Origin of the sequence: Vibrio sp. OPT41, assembly GCF_015163595.1 — a bacterium.
GTDB lineage: Bacteria > Pseudomonadota > Gammaproteobacteria > Enterobacterales > Vibrionaceae > Vibrio > Vibrio alginolyticus.
On the sequence record NZ_JADDYH010000014.1, the window covers coordinates 322,752 to 343,862 of the forward strand.

Annotated in this window: 20 protein-coding genes and 1 pseudogene; 9 read left to right on the forward strand and 12 right to left on the reverse strand. The window is 44.9% G+C overall.

Annotated elements, in window-relative coordinates; translation table 11 throughout:
* The 3 genes and pseudogenes from IQP38_RS26295 to IQP38_RS05105 all read right to left on the reverse strand — a co-directional run.
* Positions 1–429: pseudogene (locus IQP38_RS26295) on the reverse strand ((Fe-S)-binding protein); the annotation flags it as partial.
* 308 nt (positions 430–737) lie between these two features.
* Positions 738–1,367, reverse strand: coding sequence for a DUF3306 domain-containing protein (locus tag IQP38_RS05100; protein WP_193837373.1), 630 nt, complete (start codon positions 1,365–1,367; stop codon positions 738–740).
* A complete protein-coding gene (locus tag IQP38_RS05105; RefSeq protein WP_005389514.1) occupies positions 1,357–1,821 on the reverse strand; it encodes a DUF3305 domain-containing protein in 465 nt (154 codons plus the stop codon). Before IQP38_RS05105 ends, IQP38_RS05100 begins: the two co-directional genes overlap by 11 nt.
* A gap of 327 nt (positions 1,822–2,148) precedes the next feature.
* On the opposite strand from IQP38_RS05105, the gene IQP38_RS05110 reads away from it, so the two are divergent.
* Entirely contained in the window at positions 2,149–2,973 is an 825-nt protein-coding gene (locus IQP38_RS05110; protein WP_017820681.1) for a formate dehydrogenase accessory sulfurtransferase FdhD, read from the forward strand.
* A 240-nt stretch (positions 2,974–3,213) separates the two neighbouring features.
* On the opposite strand, the gene IQP38_RS05115 is transcribed toward IQP38_RS05110, so the two are convergent.
* The 3 genes from IQP38_RS05115 to IQP38_RS05125 form a co-directional block, all read right to left on the reverse strand.
* Positions 3,214–4,806, reverse strand: a complete 1,593-nt coding sequence (locus IQP38_RS05115) for an ABC-F family ATPase (protein WP_005377556.1) — start codon at positions 4,804–4,806, stop codon at positions 3,214–3,216.
* A gap of 216 nt (positions 4,807–5,022) precedes the next feature.
* Entirely contained in the window at positions 5,023–7,062 is a 2,040-nt protein-coding gene (locus IQP38_RS05120) for a cache domain-containing protein (protein ID WP_193837374.1), read from the reverse strand.
* Positions 7,052–8,503, reverse strand: coding sequence for a sigma-54-dependent transcriptional regulator (locus IQP38_RS05125; RefSeq protein ID WP_193837375.1), 1,452 nt, complete (start codon positions 8,501–8,503; stop codon positions 7,052–7,054). Before IQP38_RS05125 ends, IQP38_RS05120 begins: the two co-directional genes overlap by 11 nt.
* Positions 8,504–8,838: 335 nt before the next feature.
* Here IQP38_RS05125 and IQP38_RS05130 point away from each other — a divergent pair, with 335 nt between their 5' ends.
* The 6 genes from IQP38_RS05130 (at position 8,839) to IQP38_RS05155 (ending at position 13,813) form a co-directional block, all read left to right on the forward strand.
* Entirely contained in the window at positions 8,839–9,657 is an 819-nt protein-coding gene (locus IQP38_RS05130) for a substrate-binding domain-containing protein (protein ID WP_005389522.1), read from the forward strand.
* 6 nt (positions 9,658–9,663) lie between these two features.
* Complete coding sequence (locus IQP38_RS05135; RefSeq protein ID WP_005389524.1) at positions 9,664–10,362, forward strand: ABC transporter permease; 699 nt, start codon at positions 9,664–9,666, stop codon at positions 10,360–10,362.
* A gap of 50 nt (positions 10,363–10,412) precedes the next feature.
* On the forward strand, positions 10,413–11,132 hold the full coding sequence (locus IQP38_RS05140) for an energy-coupling factor ABC transporter ATP-binding protein (protein ID WP_025766658.1): 720 nt from the start codon (positions 10,413–10,415) through the stop codon (positions 11,130–11,132).
* A complete protein-coding gene (gene mobA, locus IQP38_RS05145) occupies positions 11,110–11,697 on the forward strand; it encodes a molybdenum cofactor guanylyltransferase MobA (RefSeq protein WP_005377572.1) in 588 nt (195 codons plus the stop codon). Before IQP38_RS05140 ends, mobA begins: the two co-directional genes overlap by 23 nt.
* Positions 11,694–13,472 carry a bifunctional molybdopterin-guanine dinucleotide biosynthesis adaptor protein MobB/molybdopterin molybdotransferase MoeA gene (locus tag IQP38_RS05150; protein ID WP_017634915.1) on the forward strand — a complete coding sequence of 593 codons (1,779 nt, stop codon included), beginning with the start codon at positions 11,694–11,696 and terminating at the stop codon, positions 13,470–13,472. Before mobA ends, IQP38_RS05150 begins: the two co-directional genes overlap by 4 nt.
* Positions 13,473–13,546: 74 nt before the next feature.
* Entirely contained in the window at positions 13,547–13,813 is a 267-nt protein-coding gene (locus IQP38_RS05155) for a DUF2960 domain-containing protein (RefSeq protein WP_005377584.1), read from the forward strand.
* Positions 13,814–13,998: 185 nt separating this feature from the next.
* On the opposite strand, the gene nagK is transcribed toward IQP38_RS05155, so the two are convergent.
* Positions 13,999–14,907, reverse strand: a complete 909-nt coding sequence (gene nagK, locus IQP38_RS05160; RefSeq protein WP_005377586.1) for an N-acetylglucosamine kinase — start codon at positions 14,905–14,907, stop codon at positions 13,999–14,001.
* Positions 14,908–15,082: 175 nt separating this feature from the next.
* Entirely contained in the window at positions 15,083–15,832 is a 750-nt protein-coding gene (locus tag IQP38_RS05165; RefSeq protein ID WP_017634916.1) for a tRNA-uridine aminocarboxypropyltransferase, read from the reverse strand.
* Between the two features lie 140 nt (positions 15,833–15,972).
* Between IQP38_RS05165 and IQP38_RS05170 the strand changes: the two genes are divergently transcribed.
* A complete protein-coding gene (locus IQP38_RS05170; protein WP_193837376.1) occupies positions 15,973–16,788 on the forward strand; it encodes a sterol desaturase family protein in 816 nt (271 codons plus the stop codon).
* 103 nt (positions 16,789–16,891) lie between these two features.
* On the opposite strand, the gene IQP38_RS05175 is transcribed toward IQP38_RS05170, so the two are convergent.
* The 4 genes from IQP38_RS05175 to IQP38_RS05190 form a co-directional block, all read right to left on the reverse strand.
* A complete protein-coding gene (locus IQP38_RS05175; protein ID WP_017634917.1) occupies positions 16,892–17,110 on the reverse strand; it encodes a hypothetical protein in 219 nt (72 codons plus the stop codon).
* A 48-nt stretch (positions 17,111–17,158) separates the two neighbouring features.
* Positions 17,159–17,539, reverse strand: a complete 381-nt coding sequence (locus IQP38_RS05180; protein WP_005377611.1) for a hypothetical protein — start codon at positions 17,537–17,539, stop codon at positions 17,159–17,161.
* 210 nt (positions 17,540–17,749) lie between these two features.
* Positions 17,750–18,163, reverse strand: coding sequence for an NUDIX hydrolase (locus IQP38_RS05185; RefSeq protein ID WP_132936671.1), 414 nt, complete (start codon positions 18,161–18,163; stop codon positions 17,750–17,752).
* 270 nt (positions 18,164–18,433) lie between these two features.
* Positions 18,434–20,452 (reverse strand): methyl-accepting chemotaxis protein, encoded by a 2,019-nt coding sequence (locus IQP38_RS05190; RefSeq protein WP_193837377.1) that lies wholly within the window; start codon positions 20,450–20,452, stop codon positions 18,434–18,436.
* 134 nt (positions 20,453–20,586) lie between these two features.
* On the opposite strand from IQP38_RS05190, the gene IQP38_RS05195 reads away from it, so the two are divergent.
* Positions 20,587–21,081: an NlpC/P60 family protein gene (locus IQP38_RS05195; RefSeq protein ID WP_025998640.1), complete on the forward strand. Its 495-nt coding sequence runs from the start codon at positions 20,587–20,589 to the stop codon at positions 21,079–21,081.
* The last annotated feature ends 30 nt before the right edge of the window (positions 21,082–21,111 follow it).

Sequence of the window (21,111 nt, forward strand, 5' to 3'; positions counted from 1 at the left end):
ACCTACTGGGTAGTAGCCCGGTACTGGGACTTCTTCCGACATGCAGCTGTTAAGGCAAAGATCGAGTACGATATCGAAACAATCGCTATTGATCGCGACCTTGGCAAGATTGTTGGTCGAACCATGATTTTCAATCAGAACTTCAAACGTACCTAAGAACCCTGAAACCTGAACCGAATTGGCGTAATAAAGCTCGGGATTTGTGCCCTTTTCGCCATCGGTAGAAAGCAGCGTTAGGCTGTTCATTTGCGACAATTGTACTGCCGCACTTTCGATGATTGCCGTTGGGCCCACAATCAAAGTGTTACCGCCGCTTTCATAGCTTACGGTTGGTGGAATAAGATTGGTCAACTCTACGGTATTTTCGAAAGCGTACAGCCTCGCTTTACCGTTATTGGAAGTTGCTTGTTCTAATAATTGTTTCAGCATTGCTCAATTCCATTTATGAACATGGATAGTCTTTTCCATCTCTTAGTGTAGTTAGCGCCGGAGATTCTGCTGATTAACTTATCAATGAGCATTCTTATTCCGCCGTCTACAGGCGATGAATACTACGCAGTGCGTCCGTACTAACTTCAACCAGATTGGTATTGAGCAACAGATAGCAAGTGTCATGCCAATAAAATATCAACTAAAAATCAATAGGTTATCAACTTTACTGACAAATAGTAGGGATAAAAAAACCGGTTGAGACATTTTGTCTCAGCCGGCTCATTGAGTGTTTAGTCAAAATGTACCTATTCTTTGTGTGGTATATTTTGTCTCACCTCGTTAGGCTGTGATTCTTCAGCAAAAGTATCACTTTCGCCAGGAACTGTATTTATATACAGTTCATTTTCATCTTGAGTAATTTGGCCACTTTTGTCGGTGTTTGACTCTGCGTCTTCAACTACCTCAGATGCGATATCGTTAGCGTTAAGCTCAGACCCTTGCGCAGTTTCAGCGTCTGGTTCGTCTTCCACTTTGTCTTTAACCCAATCACGCAGCGTCTCAGCGACGTCTTGAGAAAGTGACTTTAAGTTACTGTAATCATCATCGTAATCGTCTAGGCCGTCACGCACGTTAAATTCTTCGGACAAGAACATTTTGCGCAGCGCAGCTTTCTTGACGCTTTCTGAGGCTTCAGAAACCAGCAGTTGCGCCACAGACATTTCTTCGGTTTTTTCAGTATCTACACTCGCGGTAATGTCTGGAGCCTGACTATCCTCATTGACGTTCAAAGCATCTGAGCTTTCGTCAGCGTTTGAAAGCGCTGTGACACTATCTTCGGATTGCGCCGTCTCTGCTATCGGCGTGATCTCTTCATCATGTTGGGAAGATTCTTCTAACTTACGTTTCGACCAACGGCTTAAAAAACTAGTTGCCATTTGCTCTGCCCGCTCCTTTGCGTTTCTTACGTCTTACTTCTAACAACTCACCGTGGCGACCGATAAAGGCTTCCATCCAAGCCTGAACGGCTAACGGCATATCGTTAGATAGTACAAGGTTATCACCATCCATATATTGCGCCGCAACAGATTGTGAAGCCGTCAGTAACTGTATCGCTGGTTTTTCACCAGACTCGACGTTATCCATCACTAAAAAGAGTTTAGGTTGCTGAGAGCTTAAGTTAAAGCGGTAGTCTGTACGCTCGTCTTTATGTAATTGCAACAGACAAACATCTGGAGTCTCTTCCGTCGGATTCAGCGCAAATCCTGTCAACTGCCATTGGGTTGTCACCCAAATCCCTGTACTGATCTCATGCTCAACAAGCTCTACGCCGATTGGCCATGTATCCTCAGTCTTTTCGTAATTTTTTTCGAAATCTTTCTTATCCGACATAACTCACCCAGTCTTTCTATTTTTGGTCTGAAAACACACAGGACATTTTGCCCCCGTTTTCGACCATTTTTATTGTCTTCGAAGCAATAAACGCGCCAAGCTGATATAACTTAGTCTATATACTCCCTCAGGCTATAAGTACCAAACTAGACGAAACTCAAATGTATTGATGTGTCATTACTGCGAACTCGCAGTTTTAATGCATTGTTGACATAAAACCTCGCAATTTCTGTGGGAACCGCTATTTTGGAATGAGATTTGCTTTGCTAACCACTTAGCAAGCTAAATGCGTAGCAACCTAACGCTCTTAATCACTAGGACACGACTGTGCTGAAACCAAATATTATTAAAACCAGTGAAAATCCCCTGCAAACCATTGAAGTCGATGTGTACGACGAGTACGGCGAAAAGCTCACGAAGCAAATCGCTTGCGAGCGTCCTCTTACGGTCATGCTGAACTGGAAAGAAGTGGTCACGCTCATGACGCTAGGTTCGCGTCCAGAAGCACTAGTACTCGGTTATTTAAAAAACCAAAGCTTCCTGTCCGATCCAGCCGCGATCGAATCCGTTATTATTGACTGGGAAACGCATTCCGCAGCGGTGATTACTAAAGAAAACACTGAGCACTTAGAAGGCGCCCTGAAAAAGAAAACCGTCACCTCAGGTTGTGGCCAAGGCACTATGTATGGCAACGTGATGAAGCAGCTTGAAAATTATCAAGTGCCTCAAGTTCCTCTTAAGCAGTCAGAAATTTATTCTGCGCTGGAAGCGTTAACTCATTACAACGACACCTACAAAAAAGCGGGCGCAGTACACGGCTGTGCGGTTTGCAAAGGTAATGAAGTGTTGTCATTTGTGGAAGATGTCGGCCGTCACAACGCAGTGGATACACTTGCAGGTGAGATGTGGCTCAAAGAAGAAACAGGTGAAGATAAAATTTTCTACACAACTGGTCGCCTTACATCAGAGATGGTGATTAAAGTGGCTCAAATGGGCATTCCTGTTCTGCTTTCTCGCTCTGGCGTTACTCAAATGGGGTTAGATCTAGCGAAGCAATTTGGTATTACAACCATTGCGCGTGCGAAAGGTTTGCGCTTCCAAGTGTTTACAGGAGCCGACAAGGTTGAATTTGATGTAAAAGGCAACCAATAACACCTTTTCAGTGTAAACTAAAACCAATAATGCGGATTCACAGAGGATGTGGACTATGAATAATGACCAATTGTGGAATTTTCTGCTTACGCCCAGCGGTATCATGCTTTCTATGATTATTACCTTTGGCGTGGTCGGGCTCTATGCGTATATAACCGGTCAGTTTAAGGATTAAGGCCAAATATCAAAAAAGCCTCGCTAAATAGCGAGGCTTTTGCTTTTTAAACGCTTTGCGAGTAATTACGCGTCAACACCACGAGCTTTTAGGAACTCAGAGTAAGTGCCTTTAAAGTCTGTGATTTTACCATCGCGGATTTCGATAATACGCGTTGCTAGTGAGTCTACGAATACACGGTCGTGAGATACGAAGAACAACGTGCCTTTGTATTGCTCAAGCGCAGTGTTCAAAGATTCGATCGATTCCATATCCATGTGGTTGGTTGGTTCGTCCATTAGCAACATGTTTGGCTTGTGCATCATCAGCTTGCCAAGCAGCATACGACCTTGTTCACCACCAGACAGTACTTTTACTGACTTCTTAATGTCGTCTTGGCCAAACAGCATACGACCTAGGAAACCACGAACGACTTGCTCGTCATCACCTTCTTGACGCCATTGACCCATCCAATCCGTTAGGTTCATGTCTTCTGCAAAGTCATGCGCGTGGTCTTGCGCGTAGTAACCGATGTTTGAGTTTTCAGACCATTTGTACTCACCCGCACGCGGTTCAAGCACACCAGCAAGCGTGTTTAGAAGTGTTGTTTTACCCACACCGTTCTCACCGATGATCGCAACGCGCTCACCCACTTCAAAAATTGCATTGAAGTCTGAGAACAAGTCCTCTTCGAATCCTTGGCTTAGGTTTTCAACAATCAGAGCGTTACGGAACAGCTCTTTCGACTGTTCGAAACGAATGAATGGGTTTTGACGGCTAGACGCTTTAACTTCATCCAGTTTGATCTTGTCGATTTGCTTAGCACGAGATGTCGCTTGTTTTGCTTTCGATGCGTTTGCAGAGAAACGAGCAACGAACGTTTGTAGCTCAGCGATTTGTGCTTTCTTCTTCGCGTTGTCGTTTAGTAGACGTTCGCGAGCTTGAGAAGCCGCAGTCATGTACTCATCGTAGTTACCTGGGTAAACACGTAGCTCACCGTAATCCAAATCAGCCATGTGCGTACATACTGAGTTTAGGAAGTGACGGTCGTGCGAGATGATGATCATTGTGCAGTTACGTGCGTTTAGCGTGTCTTCCAACCAACGGATAGTGTCCATATCCAAGTTGTTGGTTGGTTCGTCAAGAAGCATCACATCTGGGTCTGCGAATAGAACCTGCGCTAGAAGCACACGAAGTTTCCAGCCTGGTGCTACTTCACTCATTAGACCGAAGTGCTGCTCCATTGGAATACCCACCGCAAGAAGAAGTTCGCCCGCTTTGGCTTCTGCCATGTAGCCGTCCATTTCCGCAAACTGAACTTCTAGGTCAGCCACTTTCATGCCGTCTTCTTCACTCATTTCAGCAAGTGAGTAGATACGGTCACGCTCTTTCTTCACTTCCCATAGCTCTTTATGACCCATGATAACGGTATCGATTACCGTAAATTCTTCGTAAGCGAACTGGTCCTGGTTCAGTTTTGCAACGCGCTCGTTTGGATCGTAGCTTACGTTACCACTGGTTTGCTCAAGCTCGCCGCTGAGGATCTTCATAAAGGTTGATTTACCACAACCGTTAGCTCCAATTAAGCCATAGCGATTGCCTTCGCCGAACTTAACTGAAATGTTTTCGAATAGCGGCTTAGCGCCGAATTGTTGAGTAATATTCGCTGTGGAGATCAAAACCTTTACCTTAGCAATTGGGGTGTATTTAGAAAAACCGGGCAACGGTACTTGTTCATGCTACATACTGCAAGTGTTGTTTTTATTAATTCACTCCAAGTAAAATCATTGTAAGGTTTCTAAGAAGCAAAAGCGCAAACATAAATGCGTCATTAAATACAAAAAAGAGCCACTATCGTCAGTGGCTCTTTTTCCATTAATACTTCAAAAAAGTGACTAAGCGATGTTCGTCACCTCTAGGATCAGTTCGGCTTTTTTAGGTAAATAAATACTGAATTTACTGCCTTTTCCCCATTCAGACTCTGCTTTTAACTCACCACCCGTTTGGCTGAGAATACTTTGGGAGACCGATAGCCCTAACCCTGTGCCTTCTCGTTTCGTTGTGTAAAATGGCGAGAAGATTCGACTCAAGTTTTCTGGTTTAATACCGCAGCCCTCATCGATAACATGAATCGCGGCTCCTTTCACTTCGCCCTCTTCAATCCAGTCTTCACTGACTACTGTTAAAGTTCCTTTACCGCTCATTGCGTGAATGGCGTTCATTTGCAAATTAACTAAGATTTGTAGCAAGTGGTGACGGTTTATCTCAACGGACGTATGCGCTTGTAGGTCAGTCACAAACTCAACGTCGCGTTTCTTGGTGCCAGTTTTAACCAAGGTGATGCTTTCATCAATGATAGGATTGACATGTTGCCAAGTGATTTCATCTTGAACACCGCCTTGGCGACTGTATTGCAATAAACTGCGCGTGATATTGCGGATACGATCAATTTGCGCGTGAATCGCATCAATCTCCTCTTGTACTCGACTTGCATCGTCACCCAATTCAAAATGGATCAATTCTACGTTGCCAAGAATCACGGCGGTTGGGTTATTAATTTCGTGAGCAATCCCCGCGGTGAGTTCTCCCAATGCTGCCAGTTTTTCATGAACAACGAGTTTGTCGCGGGTTTGGTTGAGCAATTGAATATGCAGTTCAAGATCTTGGGTTTTTTCTCTCAGGCTTGCCGTACGCTCTTGAACTTTGCATTCAAGTTGAGCTGCGGAGTTTTTCAGTTCAATTTTGCGCTCTTCTAGCGCGTCTAACATATCATCAAACTGTCTGGCTAACTGCGCAAGTTCATGATCGGCATCTAATCCTAACGGGCCAATCCGTTTTTCTTTACCTTGTTGGACCTGCTTCACCACTTTATGAATGCGTTCGATCGGTCGAAACAGATCATAAGAACCGCGATATACCATCACGCCGGAAACCAGCAATAACATAACCGTAATCAAGCTGATTTCGGCAATGTTCGTCATGTAGGCTTTAACGAATGGCCACATTAGGTAACCGGTATAAAGCATACCAATGACGTTGTCGTATTGGTCTTTGATCGGTTGATACGCCGTAATATACCAAGCGTCATACACATATGCTCGGTCAACCCACTGTTCACCCTTCGAAAGTACTTGGTTATACACTTCTGCGCTCACGCGAGTGCCTATGGCGCGCCCTAGCCTGTGATCGCTGTCTAGAGGAACGTTGGTGCTCACACGCAAATCATCGAGAAATACCGTCAACGTACCCACAGGGCGAAGGCGGTCATTATCACTTAAGTAAATGAGATCGCGGATTTGATCCACCAGCACTGTACTGTTGTTAAGGAGCAAACCACCATCAAGAAAGCCGATCAAATCGTTCGCTTGGCTGTATACCGGAATCACGGTTCGACTGACTAACCCACGCACTTCCCTGTCACCATCAGCAAGAATAGGCACTTCAGCTCGTTTGGCGAGTTCAGGATCGAGGCGTTCGAGTTCTTCTTTATTGAGTACATCAAAAAACGATTCGCGCTTGGTGAGATCCATAAAGCGGAATTTGTTTTCCATGGAATTAACGCGTTGGAAAGAGAGAAAATCTAAAGCATATCTTTTCTTCTGCTCTGTGACCCACTTTTGCAGGTCACCTTGTGGCGTTCCTTGATTAATGCGAATACGGAAATCGTACGAATCGGCAAACGCCCGCACGTAATTGGCTTGCTTTTGCTGTAACAACGTTACGCTGTTATTTGCAACACCAAGACGCTCCGAGACATCAAGCAGCGCATTTTGCCACGTGTAATGAATAGACCAATAAATGGTAATGCCGATCAGAGCTAACAATGTGAGGAAAATCGGCGCAGAGGTTAAGAATAACAAGCGATAACGCACCATGGTTTTAAAACGGTGCGTCCATTTTGACAATCCTTTGTACTGTGGGCCGTTAGTCGGCATATTCCTCATCCTCAGAATCCCATTCTTTGTATTTACGTTCTAAGGTCTTGCGAGCTACGCCCAAGTCACGAGCAGCAGCAGACTTATTGCCTTCATGCAAGTTAACGACTTGTTTAATATGTGCTTTCTCGACTTCTTTTAACGTCCAGCTGTTTGGATAGCCTTCGCCAGTAAATTCTTTGCCTTCTCTAAAGGTTGGTAACTCAGCAGAGTGAGAAACAGTAATCGATACATTAGGCAGTGAATGCCCGCCATTCAGCTCTCGCCAATAGTGTGCAGGTGGTTTGCCAAGCAAGATACAACGCTCAATCAAGTTTTTCAGCTCACGAATGTTTCCCGGCCAATCGTACTCACTCATGGCTTCCATGTCCTCGTGCGCCCATTTGGGCGCAGGCATACCGAGCTCGCGCGTCAGCATGTTGCTGAAAAATGGCACCAACTCAAATAAGTCGGTTTTGCGCTCTCGCAGCGGACACACTTCAATTTTCAGAACGTTTAAACGGTAATAGAGGTCACTGCGGAAATTACCTTGATTGACCTCTTCTTGCAGGTTTCGGTTGGTTGCCGCTACGATACGGACATCAATACTGATCTCTCTTTCTGAACCGACAGGGCGAATCGTACGCTGCTCTAACACACGTAATAATGATGCCTGCATTGCAAGTGGCATCTCCCCGATTTCGTCAAGAAATAAGGTGCCACCGTTAGCAACACGGAACAAACCTTCACGCGATTTTTTTGCACCGGTAAACGCGCCCGATGTATGACCAAACAACTCACTCTCTAAAAGCTCAGGTGCAATCGCGCCGCAGTTGATTGGCACAAACGGGCCCGTTCGCCCACTCGCCTGGTGGATACCTCGTGCAACTAGTTCTTTCCCCGTACCCGACTCACCTTCCACCAAAACAGAAGCGCGTGATGGTGCAAATTGGTTAATAAGTTGCTTAAGCAGACGCGTTTTTTCTGAGCCGCCGATGATCTCTGAGGTATTGTGACGTTGGTAATCGCGTGTCATGGCGTACTGCATGCGTTCGTTCAAACGGCGATCCATACAGCGACTGACCGCTTTTAACATCTGCTCAAGGTTGAATGGTTTGAGGATAAAGTCGGAAGCACCGAGCTGTAGCGCTCGAATGGCAATTTCTAAATCCGCATAACCCGTCATAAAAATCACATCGGCACGTTTGTCATCATCTTCAAACGCTTCTTCCCACTCAATTCCAGAACGCCCTGGCAGATTAATATCCAGTAAGATCAGATCATAATGTCGAGAATTACGCAGTTGTTCTGCTTCTTCGATGCTACCAGCTGTATCGACATGTGAAAAAAGCTTACTCAATGCCTTTTTCAAGATGGCTTGCATGCCTAATTCATCATCGACGACCAGTACGGAAAAGGCGCTATATTGTTGGTTTGTACTAAGATGGGATTGAGTAGACATATTTACCCCAGATGGATTTCGATGGGACAGAGTGTACCAAGTTTAAACAGAGATACCCTACAAAAAGTGCGACATTTTGTACCAACGCAAACTTTTATGCAAATAACCCCATGATTTAGTGCATAAACCAAGCACTTTAAGCTTGTAAAAGGTTGGCATCTTGTTTGCTATAAGGTGGATACGGGGCGCATTTTAAGTGATCTCAGGATGTTGATGTTTGCTTATTCCAACACCCTAAGACAACTTGCGTATTACGCTAATCGCTCTCGTCCAAAAAGGCTTCTCCCTAAAACCTGGAGAGATTCCAAAGAATCATTGGAAAGGAACACATAAAAATGAAAAAAATTGCGCTAACTCTGGCTGCAACGTCAATCACGCTTGTAAGTTACTCAGCGTTTTCTGCTCAAGACGGAGAACACGTTCGCCTTGCAACCACAACCAGTACTTACCATTCAGGTTTACTTGATTACCTGCTTCCACAATTTGAAAAAGACACGGGCTACAAAGTCGATGTTATTGCTGCAGGTACTGGTAAAGCCTTAAAAATGGGCGAAAACGGTGACGTAGATTTGGTGATGACACATGCACCAAAAGCTGAAGGCGCATTTGTTGAGAAAGGCTACGGCGTCTTGCCTCGCAAGCTGATGTACAACGACTTTGTGATTGTAGGCCCGAAAGCTGACCCAGCAACAATCAAAAATGACGAAGGCGTGTTAGATGTATTCAAAGAGATCGCAAACAAAAACGCAACGTTCATCTCTCGCGGCGATGATTCTGGTACGCACAAAAAAGAAATGGGCTTTTGGGCTCAAACTAAAATCGAACCGAACTTTGGTGGCTACCGTAGCGTAGGTCAAGGTATGGGCCCAACTCTAAACATGGCGTCTGAAATGCAAGGCTACACCATGACGGATCGCGGCACATGGCTGGCTTACCAAAACAAATTGGATCTAGAAATTCTGTTCCAAGGCGATGAAAAACTGTTTAACCCGTACCAAGTTATTCTTGTTAACCCTGAGCGTTACCCAACGATTAACTACCAAGGTGCGAAGGCATTCAGTGATTGGTTGGTAAACCCTCGCGGACAGGAACTTATCAATGGTTTCCGCCTAAACGGTAAACAACTGTTTGTTGCGAATGCTGAGAGCAAATAACGCAATATGAATCTTGCTGATACAACACTGGAAGCGCTTCGCTTACTGGTGAATTTTGATGCAGACCTATGGGAGATCGTTGCGGTCTCCTTTAGTGTCTCTATTACGGCAATATCCCTAGTGGTATTGCCGGCTATTTTGATGTCCTTTGTACTGGCGTATACCGACTTTCGCGGTAAATGGTTTTTGTTGTCGATCGTAAATACGCTGCAAGCGGTCCCTACCGTGGTGATTGGCCTGTTGCTGTACATGTTGCTGTCGCGTGCTGGCCCTTGGGGAGACTGGCAAATGCTGTTCACTCAGAAGGCAATGATCTTCGGCCAAATGGTGATCTGCTTCCCTGTTTTGGTATCGATGATGCATGGTGCATTACAATCTAGCGACCGTCGTGCAGTGGAAACTGCCATCACGCTGGGCGTCTCCATTCCGCGCTTGGCAGCTACGATGATTTGGGAAACCCGCTTTCCTCTACTTGCGGCTATCATTGCAGGGTTTTCACGTATAGTGACCGAGGTGGGCTGCTCAATGATGGTTGGTGGGAACATTATGGGCGTGACGCGAAATATTCCCACGGCTATCGCAATGGAAAGCAGTAAAGGTGCTTTTGCGCAAGGAGTTGCATTAGGAATTGTATTACTATCTTTAGCGTTGGCTCTAAACTTCTTCTTATCAAGCATGAGAGGCAAAGGCTACCTCAGAACATAGAACATGAAGCAAACAAACGACTCACCATTAACCCCATGTCGAGGCGAATTATGACTATAAAAATCACCGCCGAACAGTTATCCATGCGCTTTAAAGAGCGTGTGCTTTTCCACATCCCTGAGTTAGCCATCGGCCCAAATGATGCCATTTATCTCAAGGGTGACAATGGTGTGGGCAAAACTACCCTACTCAAAATCCTTGCTGGCTTGCTCAAACCCTCTACTGGTGATGTTGTTGCGCCAAAAGATACGTGGCTAAAAAGACTGACGCGTCGCAATGGTCGTGTCGATGTGATTTATCTCCACCAATCCCCTTACCTTTTTGACGGCACTGTATATGAAAACGTAGTCTATGGAGTGAAATATCAACAAGACACGCAAAAAGATAAGCGAGCTCAAGTTATTCACGCGCTGCGCATGGTAGGTTTAGAAACCTTAGCGGACGAACATATTTCCGTGTTGTCCGGCGGTGAAAAACAGCGCGTTGCCATGGCAAGGGCTTGGATCTTAAAGCCGTCGATTTTATTGATGGATGAGCCAAGTGCGTCTTTAGACCAAGAATCCATTGAACGATTGGTGGTGATGGCGAAAGATCTTTTGGATCGTGGTTCCAGTATCGTGGTGACAAGCCATCAGGCCAACGCACTGACCGACTTATGTAAGAAACAGTGGTGGATTAAAGACAAGACTTTGATAGAGTCTCCTCTGTTGTATGTCATACCAAAAGAAACATCCCAAGAGAATGCATATGCTTCAACCAACACAAACTAGTTGGGTCATTTTGGCTGGTGGCCAAGCCAGCCGTATGGGTGGAAAAGATAAAGGTCTGATTGAATTAAATCAGAAGCCACTCATCGAACACGTTATTGAACGTTTATCTCCACAAACTCCACGCATTTTAATTAATGCCAACCGAAACCAAGATGCGTACAGCAAATTTGGTTTCGTATTTAGTGATCAATTCAAAGATTTCCCTGGGCCTATGGGCGGTATTCACGCGGGTTTGATGCATGCTGAAACTGACTGGGTCGGATTTGTACCTTGCGATAGCCCACAAATCAACACCGACCTTGTCGAGCGTTTCTGCCAGTTCGTCAAAGAAGACAGCGATATTTTGGTCGCGCATGATGGTGACCATCAGCAACCTGTTTTTACGCTCTACCACAAGCGCGTACTGCCAAAACTCACCGCATTTTTAGAACGTGGCGACCGCAAAATCATTCTGCTCTACAAAGAGTGCAACACTAGTTACGTTGACTTTAGCGACTCACCAAACTGTTTCGTCAACTTGAACACTCCGGAAGAACTGGCGCAATTTGGACAATTAGAATCATGAAACACACGCTAAACATTCCTATTCTTGGTTTTGCGGCTTATTCAGGCACAGGCAAAACCACACTGCTTGAAGCCCTATTGCCAAAGCTAACTGAAGCGGGCCTGCGCATTGGCATGCTAAAACATGCTCATCACAACTTCGATGTCGATAAGCCGGGTAAAGACAGCTACCGTTTACGCAAAGCTGGCGCATCTCAAATGCTGATTGCTTCTCGCAACCGTTTTGCGTTAATGACAGAAACGCCAGAAGCCGAAGCGGAGTTTGAATACCTATTAACACGTTTTGATGAAGACATGCTTGATGTGGTTTTGGTCGAAGGCTGCAAAAACATCGCGTTTCCTAAAATCGAATTGCACCGTGAAGAAGTCGGCAAGCCTTGGCTTTATCCAAACGATGAAAACATCATCGCTATCGCTTCAGACGGCGGCGAGTTGGACTCTGAACTGCCACAAATGAACATCAATGATCTTGAAGCGATTGCTCAGTTCGTTATTCAGTATGTTCAAGAAGCGAAAGCGCCAAAAAACAAAGAGAAAGAAGCTGCATGTTGCGACACACTTTCTCCGGCTTTCCTTTCTGTGGTTCAAGGCCAAGAAAAAATCCTTTCTTTGGTGAACGCGGTTTCGGAAATAGAAGCATGCAGGATTGAAAACGCCTATGGCCGCGTTCTTGCGGAACATATCGTTTCACCAGTAAATGTGCCGCAATACACCAACTCCGCGATGGACGGTTATGCCATCCGCAGTGATGATGTTGACCGTGATAGCTACCAAGTGGTTGCTGAAGTGATGGCGGGCCATGCTTACGATCAGCCTCTGGAAGTTGGTCAAGCAGTTAAGATCATGACTGGCGCACCAACACCACGTAACGGCGATACAGTGGTCATGCGTGAGCAAGCCATTCAAGAAGGTGACAGGGTCACTTTTAACGGTGCGAATATCAAAGCAGGCCAAAACGTTCGTCAAGCAGGTGAAGATCTCGCTATCGGCAGTGACGTCTTTACCGCAGGCACTCGCCTCGCCTCTCCAGAAATGGGCATGATCGCTTCGCTTGGCTTTGGTGAAGCGAATGTATTCCGAAAATTGAAAGTTGCCGTGTTCTCCACCGGTGACGAAGTACAAGCGCCGGGAACAGAGCAAAAAGCGAATTCTATCTACGATTCCAACCGTTTTACCATCATGGGCATGCTTGAAAAGCTCGGCTGCGAGATCTTGGACTTCGGTATTCTGGAAGACAACGAACAGTTAATGATTGAAGCATTGGAAAACGCATCGGCGCAAGCGGACGTGGTTATGACTTCTGGTGGCGTATCCGTTGGTGATGCGGATTACATCAAACTTGCCTTGGATAAACTTGGTCAAATCGATTTTTGGCGAATCAACATGCGTCCGGGACGTCCATTAGCGTTTGGTCAAATCAACAACAAGCCGTTCTTTGGTCTGCCGGGCAACCCTGTTGCCGTGATGGTTTCATTCATCAACTTTGTTGAGCCTGCACTGCGTAAGATGCAAGGCGAACAAGGCTGGAAGCCTCTGAAAGTGAATGCCATCGCGACTGAAAACCTTCGCTCTCGACAAGGTCGTACCGAATTTAGTCGAGGAATCTATGAACTGGATAACACTGGCCGTTTAACCGTTCGTACAACAGGCAAGCAAGGCTCTGGTATTTTGCGCTCAATGAGTGAGGCAAACTGTTTGATCGAAATCTCCCCAGCTATTGATACAGTAAAAGCGGGAGAAAGCGTGACAATTATCCCACTTCAAGGCAGAATCTAGCTCAAACTAGAAATTCAAAGGTCAGCGAGTCTGGCCTTTTTGTTTAATACAGAAACCTTTTCAGAGAGACAGCTATGGCTCGCACCATTCTTTACACTTACAAAGACCAAGACAAAGAACTGACGTTCTCATACCAGCAGCACCGCAACATTCAAGAAGCAGTTGCAGAAGCCGAAGGTATCGATATCACTGAGTTCCTAAAGATGGAGCAACAAATCGAAGCAGTGTCTGACACTAAAGCGGTGCGAAACTACCGCGACAACTACTTCAGAAAATTAGGCTTTAGCAAAATCACCCTAGCTCAAAAAGAAAACCTAGGCGTAGGCAAAAAGAACAAATAAGCTTAGCTGCAAACAGAAAACTCACGATTCGTCGTGAGTTTTTTATGCATGCTACTTTTGTTCATGATCTATACCCGAGCATACCGAAATTACTTAGGTATATAAGTAAAAGCCCCGTTTAACCTTGAAAGTCTAAACGGGGCTTTAAATTTCTTCTTACTTTATATCGAGTAAGGTTTCAGTCACTACTTGATGTTTAAGAACGCAGCGCCGCGTACACCACCTGAATCACCGTGTTTTGCTTTGATGATCTTAGGACACTTAGCCACAGACAATAAGTGTTTAGGGATGCGTTTTGGCATCTCTTCGTAAATCAATTCGAAGTTAGATAAGCCGCCACCAAGTACAACGGTGTGTGGGTCTGTTGCAGTAAACAGGTTTGCAAAGCAGATCGCTAGCAGCTCCATAAAGCGCTCGACGTGCTCTACTGCTTTCTCCTCACCCTCTGCGTGCGCTTTAATAATGTCGATCGCTTTCTTCTCTTCGCCGTAGTAATGCGCGTAAAGAAGCTCGAAACCACGACCAGATAGGTAACTATCTAAACAGCCTTTGTTGCCACAGCCACAACCCAGTAATGGTGCGTTTTCGCCTAGGTGGAACCATGCGTCGATAGGAAGACGTGTGTGACCCACCTCACCCGCTACGTGGTTGCGGCCAGAGAATACTTTGCCTTCGTAGATAAAGCCGCCACCAAAACCAGTACCAAGGATCAAACCTAGTACAGATGGTTCATCTTGAAGATCTTCGTCCCAGGCTTCAGAAAGCGCGAAACAGTTTGCATCGTTTTCAATTTTTACGCTGCGACCGATTTTAGCTTCTAGATCAGCACGAAGTGGTTTGCCTTTTGCCGCAGGAACGTTAACTGTTAGTACCGTTGCATCATCGGCGTCTTCCATACCTGGTAGGCCAAGACCAATCGTACCTTCACAGCCAAACTCTGTATCGTATTTATTCACCAATTCCGCAATGGTATCAACCAGCAGCTCGTAGTTGTCTGTTGGTGTAGGTACACGTTCCGTCGCTACACGCTCAAGCTTCTCGTTAAATGCACCAAATTCAATTTTAGTGCCACCGACATCAAAGCCGTAATACATGTATTTCTCTCCTAAAAAATGCTTCAAACGACTCTCAAAAATGGCTAGAGTCAAAAGTATAAACTGATGGCATTATCCATATCTGTACGCCTGCAAACCGTGACCGAATGCAGATTTATCCCCTCACCGAAGCCAGTTGAACAACATACCATCAACAAAAGCTCATTCCTTAGAGTCAGCTCTCGGTTTTCATCCACTCTTTGAAACGTTTCAAGTGTGGCTGGTTAGGGTCGCTTTTGACTCGAGTCTTGCTCAGCATGTAAGTTTCTCTGAAGGCTTCAAACCACAATTGAAGGCATTCCGCAGCTTTAGGCTCACCAGCTTGTTTTAAAACTAATGTCGCGACTTCGGCGGTTGAAAGATGCTGATCATTCTCGGAGCGGCGCATGATGTATTCAGACAGAGATTCCGGCTCAATGGAAAGCACAGGCAAAGATTTAAGAAAATCAGAACGACGGAATATCTTTCGTGCCTCACGCCAGCTACCATCAATAAAGATCAGCAACCATTTTTTGTTCTCGACATCTTCTTTTACCAATCGCCCTGGCTCTAGATCTTCAATTAAACGAGAGGGATCATCCACATAGTCTGCAGGAAATACAATCACCGGTTGGTAACTGTCATCCTGTAGTAGCGCTAGCATCTCTTCAGACGGTTCTCTTCGGTTCCATTGATACACGTAAGTCTCTTGAATCGTATCAGCGATTAGACGACCGGTATTACTTGGCTTAAACACTTCGTTTTCAGAAACAATCAACATACATGCAATATTGGCCTTGATGTTTGGCTGAAGGTCGCACAAACAGTGTTGCTCAGAAACCTGGCAATATTGGCAACGAACCACTTTACATCCACGCGCGTTGAAAGGCTTGGTTGAGATAGATTGTCGGTACTGATATAAACGGTGGAAAGCGTGAATTCTCATGGTAAGTAATGCCAAGTAAAAAGTAGAGCGCGATTCTACTGATATTATGGCTTCGCCTCAAGATAAGCCCATCAGCAGTGTGTTGAAATAATTTCACTCTTATCTCGGTCATAGATAAAGAAATAAATAAGGGAATGACAGTGACAGAAACGACATTTCAAGAACCCTCATGGCTCAGATTAGGCTTTTTCCTTGGCGTATTATTGCTTTGTGCCATTTGGGAAAACAAATTGCCTAGAAAAACACTGACCGCTTCGCGCAGGTTTCGCTGGGTCAATAACTTGTCATTGGTCGCTTTTAACAGCCTAGTTATTGCTTTAATCATGCCTATCGCCGCCTTTCAAGCTGCGGTCATAGCTCAGGAGCAACAATGGGGGCTGCTCAATATTCTGTCCCTCCCCGCTTGGTTAAATATTTTTCTAACCGTCATTTTGCTTGATTTCGTCATTTACGCTCAGCATGTTGTCTTTCATCATGTAAAGCCGCTGTGGAAGATTCACCGAATGCATCACGCCGATCTCGACATAGACGTCACTACAGGCGCACGCTTTCATCCCTTCGAAATAATCATTTCAATGGGAGTAAAAATTGCAGCCGTGTTTATCTTAGGTGTTTCACCTATCGGAATTGTGGTATTTGAAATTGTGCTTAATGCGAGCGCGATGTTTAATCACAGTAATGCAAAACTGGCTTTATCCATAGACCAAAAACTGCGAAACGTCATCGTTACACCAGACATGCATCGCGTGCACCATTCAGTGATAGTAAAAGAGACCCACTCAAACTTTGGTTTTTTCCTTTCAGTTTGGGACCGCTTTTTTGAGACATACCGAGCTCAGCCTAAGTTGGGTCATGATGATGTTGTTATTGGTGTGCCGGAAATTAGAGACGAAGAAGAGCAAAGATTAGATAAGCTTTTAACGCAGCCCTTTCGCTACAATAAAGAGAAGAAGTAATGGTTGAAAAAATATTGTTGGATGAAGTATGTCAACAAAACGAATAGACCAAGCCTAAACCCCTGTTAAACACTACTTCATCCTCATGATGTGTAAGAACAGATTAGTTTTCTGCTAGCTGACGCTTTTTGTTTAACTGAGTAATACCAACAAATAAACCAACAACACCAAGCACTGCACATGCCAAAGCATTGGTGTTCATTACTTGCTGTGCCTCTATTGAGCTGTATAGAAAAGCAAAGCTGAAGAAAGTGGTGGCAAAGCTCAAACCTGTCAGTACGCTGAAACCAGCAAAACTGGCCAAGTCTTTAAAATCGTTCATAACGAGTCCCTGTTTACAATCCTTAATCGAGTGTTGTGAAAATAATAATTAACGAAATATTTGGCGCGATTGACTATGTTTTCGCGCATTCCATAACCAGATAGATACCCCAAATGAGAACCCTAAAAACAGTGTCTTCATTTGTAGGGCGACGTTGTTATCTAATATTTCTAATGTATAGTGAGCGTGGGAACTAAAGATAACATTGGTTATAAGAATCAATAACATAACGACTAGGCCAGAGCGGCGATGCTTGACCAATAGATACGCTGCTAATAAGTCCAATAGTCCCAAAGCGCTCCAATACATATTCAACCAGCGTGGCGCAAAATCGTAAGGTAAAAAGCCACCAACAATGTTGTCATAAAGATGAACCACTCCGCCAACTGTCATAAAAAGGCATAAGAGAAACACGACGAATTTATCCATTACCGTTTCCTTATCTGAATGAATGAGCAAAGCATATAGAAGTCACTTAAACATTTGTAATCTCATCGCCATTTTTGAGATCGACAGTGCCATTATCAACACGATGAGAACAGTAACGGCTACTCTACCTTCTTTATTTGCTTCTAGTAGAAGCATAGTGTTTGCTTTGTCATTGTCCCAAATCCGCCAATGCAACGACAGAATCCTCCTTTAAATCACGCCTTGGTTTAGCAACTCTCGTACCTTTTCCAGCCCGCGCTGAAACACAGTATGTGCATTCGCGGGAAGGCCGCTCTCGACATCGTGCCAGAAGAACGCGAAATCATGTCCACCATCGTCTTGCGTATGAAACAGCCATGAATTAGCGAGATCAGCACACTCACACAAAACAAAATGCCATGCTTGATTTTGAAAGCCACTGTCCCATGAGCATAAATATCGTGCGGAACGAACATGTGTGATACCAGACTCCTCAGCGAGCTCCCGCTTGGCCGCTATGATGTAACTCTCATCAAACACTTCAACAGTGCCCTTGACGAGCTGAACACCCGCCAACGGATGTTTAAAAAGTAGGATCTCTTGATTTTGATTACGTAGAACGACGGGGCAAACTTTATCGACCACAAAACCACTCCTTCTTATGGCTTTAGCTTTCTCTGGATATAAAAAAATCGCATGAAGCTGCATGATTCATTCCTTTGAATTCTGGCGACATTCTAGTCAACGAGTCCCTCGAACAAAGCATTAACATCACGTTGTGATAACTAAACCCTTTAGAAATGAACGAGATGAGATGTAACTCACTTTTGCGATGCAAATAGGAGCCATTAAATGAGTAGCCGTAACAAAAAAGCAGAACCGAGGTTCTGCTTTTAGTCGGTGGAAACATCTCATTTACTTGGTCTGATGAAGCTCATACTTGTGCAGCATTGCTTGCTGGTGCCCAGCAATTTCCGCCACTTGCTCAGAACTCTCAACCATAGACTCAAGCTGCAGCTTTGTGCGTTCGCCAAGATCAGAAATATGTGTGATGGATTGAGATACATCTGCCGTCGCTCGTTCTTGTTCTTCTGTAGCAACTGAGATTTGCTCAACACGTTCTTGAATGTGCTTAACCGCGAGGTTGATATCAGAGAATGTCGATTTCACTTCATTGCTGGACTGTAGCGCGTGGGTCATTTCTTCTCTTGAATCATTAACTGCTTGGCGCGAGCGCTCTGCGGCAGTAATAAGCTCGCTCATCATTTCTCGGATGTTCGTAGTTTGTTGAGAGGTATCACTTGCAAGTTTGCGAACTTCATCAGCGACAACCGCAAATCCACGCCCTTGCTCACCAGCACGGGCAGCCTCTATTGCCGCGTTGAGAGCAAGTAAGTTGGTGTTGTCCGCGATCCCACTGATCATATCCACCATTTCACGAATCTGTTTAACACGCTGGTCTAGCTCTAACATTGACTGTTCATTTACATCCAAAGAGCTTTCTAATGACTCCAAACGTTCGCGGTTTTGTTCCACGACTTGAACCCCTTTTTCAGTGTGTTGGGTTGCAAGGAGCGAGTCCTGTGAAGATGCATTTGTCACCATTGCTATTTCACGAATAGAGGCTTCAAGCTGCGTTATGGTCGTGATCATACTCGACAACGCTTCATTTTGTGTTGCCAACCCATCACTTGTTTGTTCGGCTGCACTGTGACTTACTTCTGCCGTCTGATAAAGCGTTTCACAATTGCGCGTCACCGTTTGAATGGAGTCATGTGTGGAATCGATTACTTGATTCAACTTTCGTGCTACTTCTTTCAGCTCATAGGGGCCGACTTCTTCTGCCTTGTCACGAAAATCATGTTCGGTAAGTGCTGAAAGACGCGTTAGTACATTCCTTAACCCTCGGTTTGTCCATGACTTGAGACTAAACCAAGTAACCAGAATAATAAAAGAAATCACACACGCCGCAAACACGAGCACAACGCTCACCGATTCAATGGTCTCGTTGACCACCCGCTCTTTTTCATCGATCAACTGACCAGCGGTTTGGGAGATTTGATCAAGTAACCGCATGGTTTCATCCGCAAGCATCGAAGCCTGTTTAAACTCTGAACGTTGCAATTCCCCTTGTTCTAGTTTGGCGAGGATCAAACGCAGCACGCCCTTTTCACTAAAGCCTTGTTTCACCATCTCATATGGTGCGGTTAAGCTTGCATATTCACTTACTTCAGGATGGAAAGATTGGAAGTCTTCATAGGCGAGTTTAATACCTGCTATGCGATTTCGCATTTCTCGGTATTCTTTTTCGGCTTCGTTTAATTCTGAGTGCATCATCATGACTAAGAACGTACTTTCCATTGAGCTTGCAGAAGCAATGAAACGGTTAGCGGCATCGCTCGACTCAGGATTATCAGCACTAAGAAACGAACTGATTCGATTCATTTCCGGACCGATAGAGCTAAGCCCATAGCGAAACCCACCAACAGCGGCATCAATATCCATTTGAATTTGTATCACCGAAGATTGCTTCAACAAAATGGACTGCGTGATGTTATGTAAACGCGCTAGTTTGGTGTCTAACTCCTCCGAGAGTTGCTGAGCTACACCAGACGCTTTCACAACCAAAGTTGTGCTTTGAGTTGCAAGAGAGTCGATTTGCTCTTTTATGAGAGGCAACTCTTTCGGCTCAGTAATCTGCATACCATGGTTGAGTAGCTTAACCATCTCCAATACATTCCTGGTTAACTTTGCGTTTGCCATCGCGATTGGTAATGCTTTTTGCGACAAGTCTTCAAATTGTTCCCCTACCTGTTCCATTCCTTTGAAACTTGAGACAGAAAGGGCTATAACAAGAGCAATGATAGTTAAAAATGTTGCACTGACAGCCTGAATCAGTGAAAGTGATGTGCGTGAGCGTTTTCGCTTTGCCATAATCAATTTTTATTCTTTCTTAAGGTTGAATCGGTTCTGCAGTGATTCCGTCACATTTGTGAGACAAAACCGTGATTTGCAGCCCATACTATGGATTGGTTATGACACTAATATTTCAGTTGTGAGTCATAGAGATGACAGGTGGTGATTTGCGTCGAGTATATTTTCCTTTGATAATCAGTGTGCTACTAAGCGCCTGCTCTTCTGGGCCTGAGCCTAGTGAGCAAGCACAGGTGACAACACCTACAAATCAGCTATTGTCGGACAACCCTGACTTGTTCGACTTTTACACAGAGTGGCACGGCACGCCTTATCGCTTAGGCGGGACACAGAAATCTGGAATTGATTGCTCAGCATTTGTACAAAAAGCGTTTATTGAGGCTTATCAGCTCTCGTTACCAAGGACAACGAAGCAGCAATCAAAGCAAGGTGTGGAGTTAAGTTGGACGGATGCCAAGCAAGGGGATCTAGTGTTTTTTAAAACAAGACGTACAACTTATCATGTCGGAATTTACTTGGGTAACAAGCAGTTCATGCATGCATCGACGTCTAGAGGTGTGATTATTTCAAGAATCGACAACCCATACTGGGCATCTAAGTTTTGGCAAATAAGAAGAGTTACAATGTAACTCCTCTCACTCTTTAACCGGACATTGCTG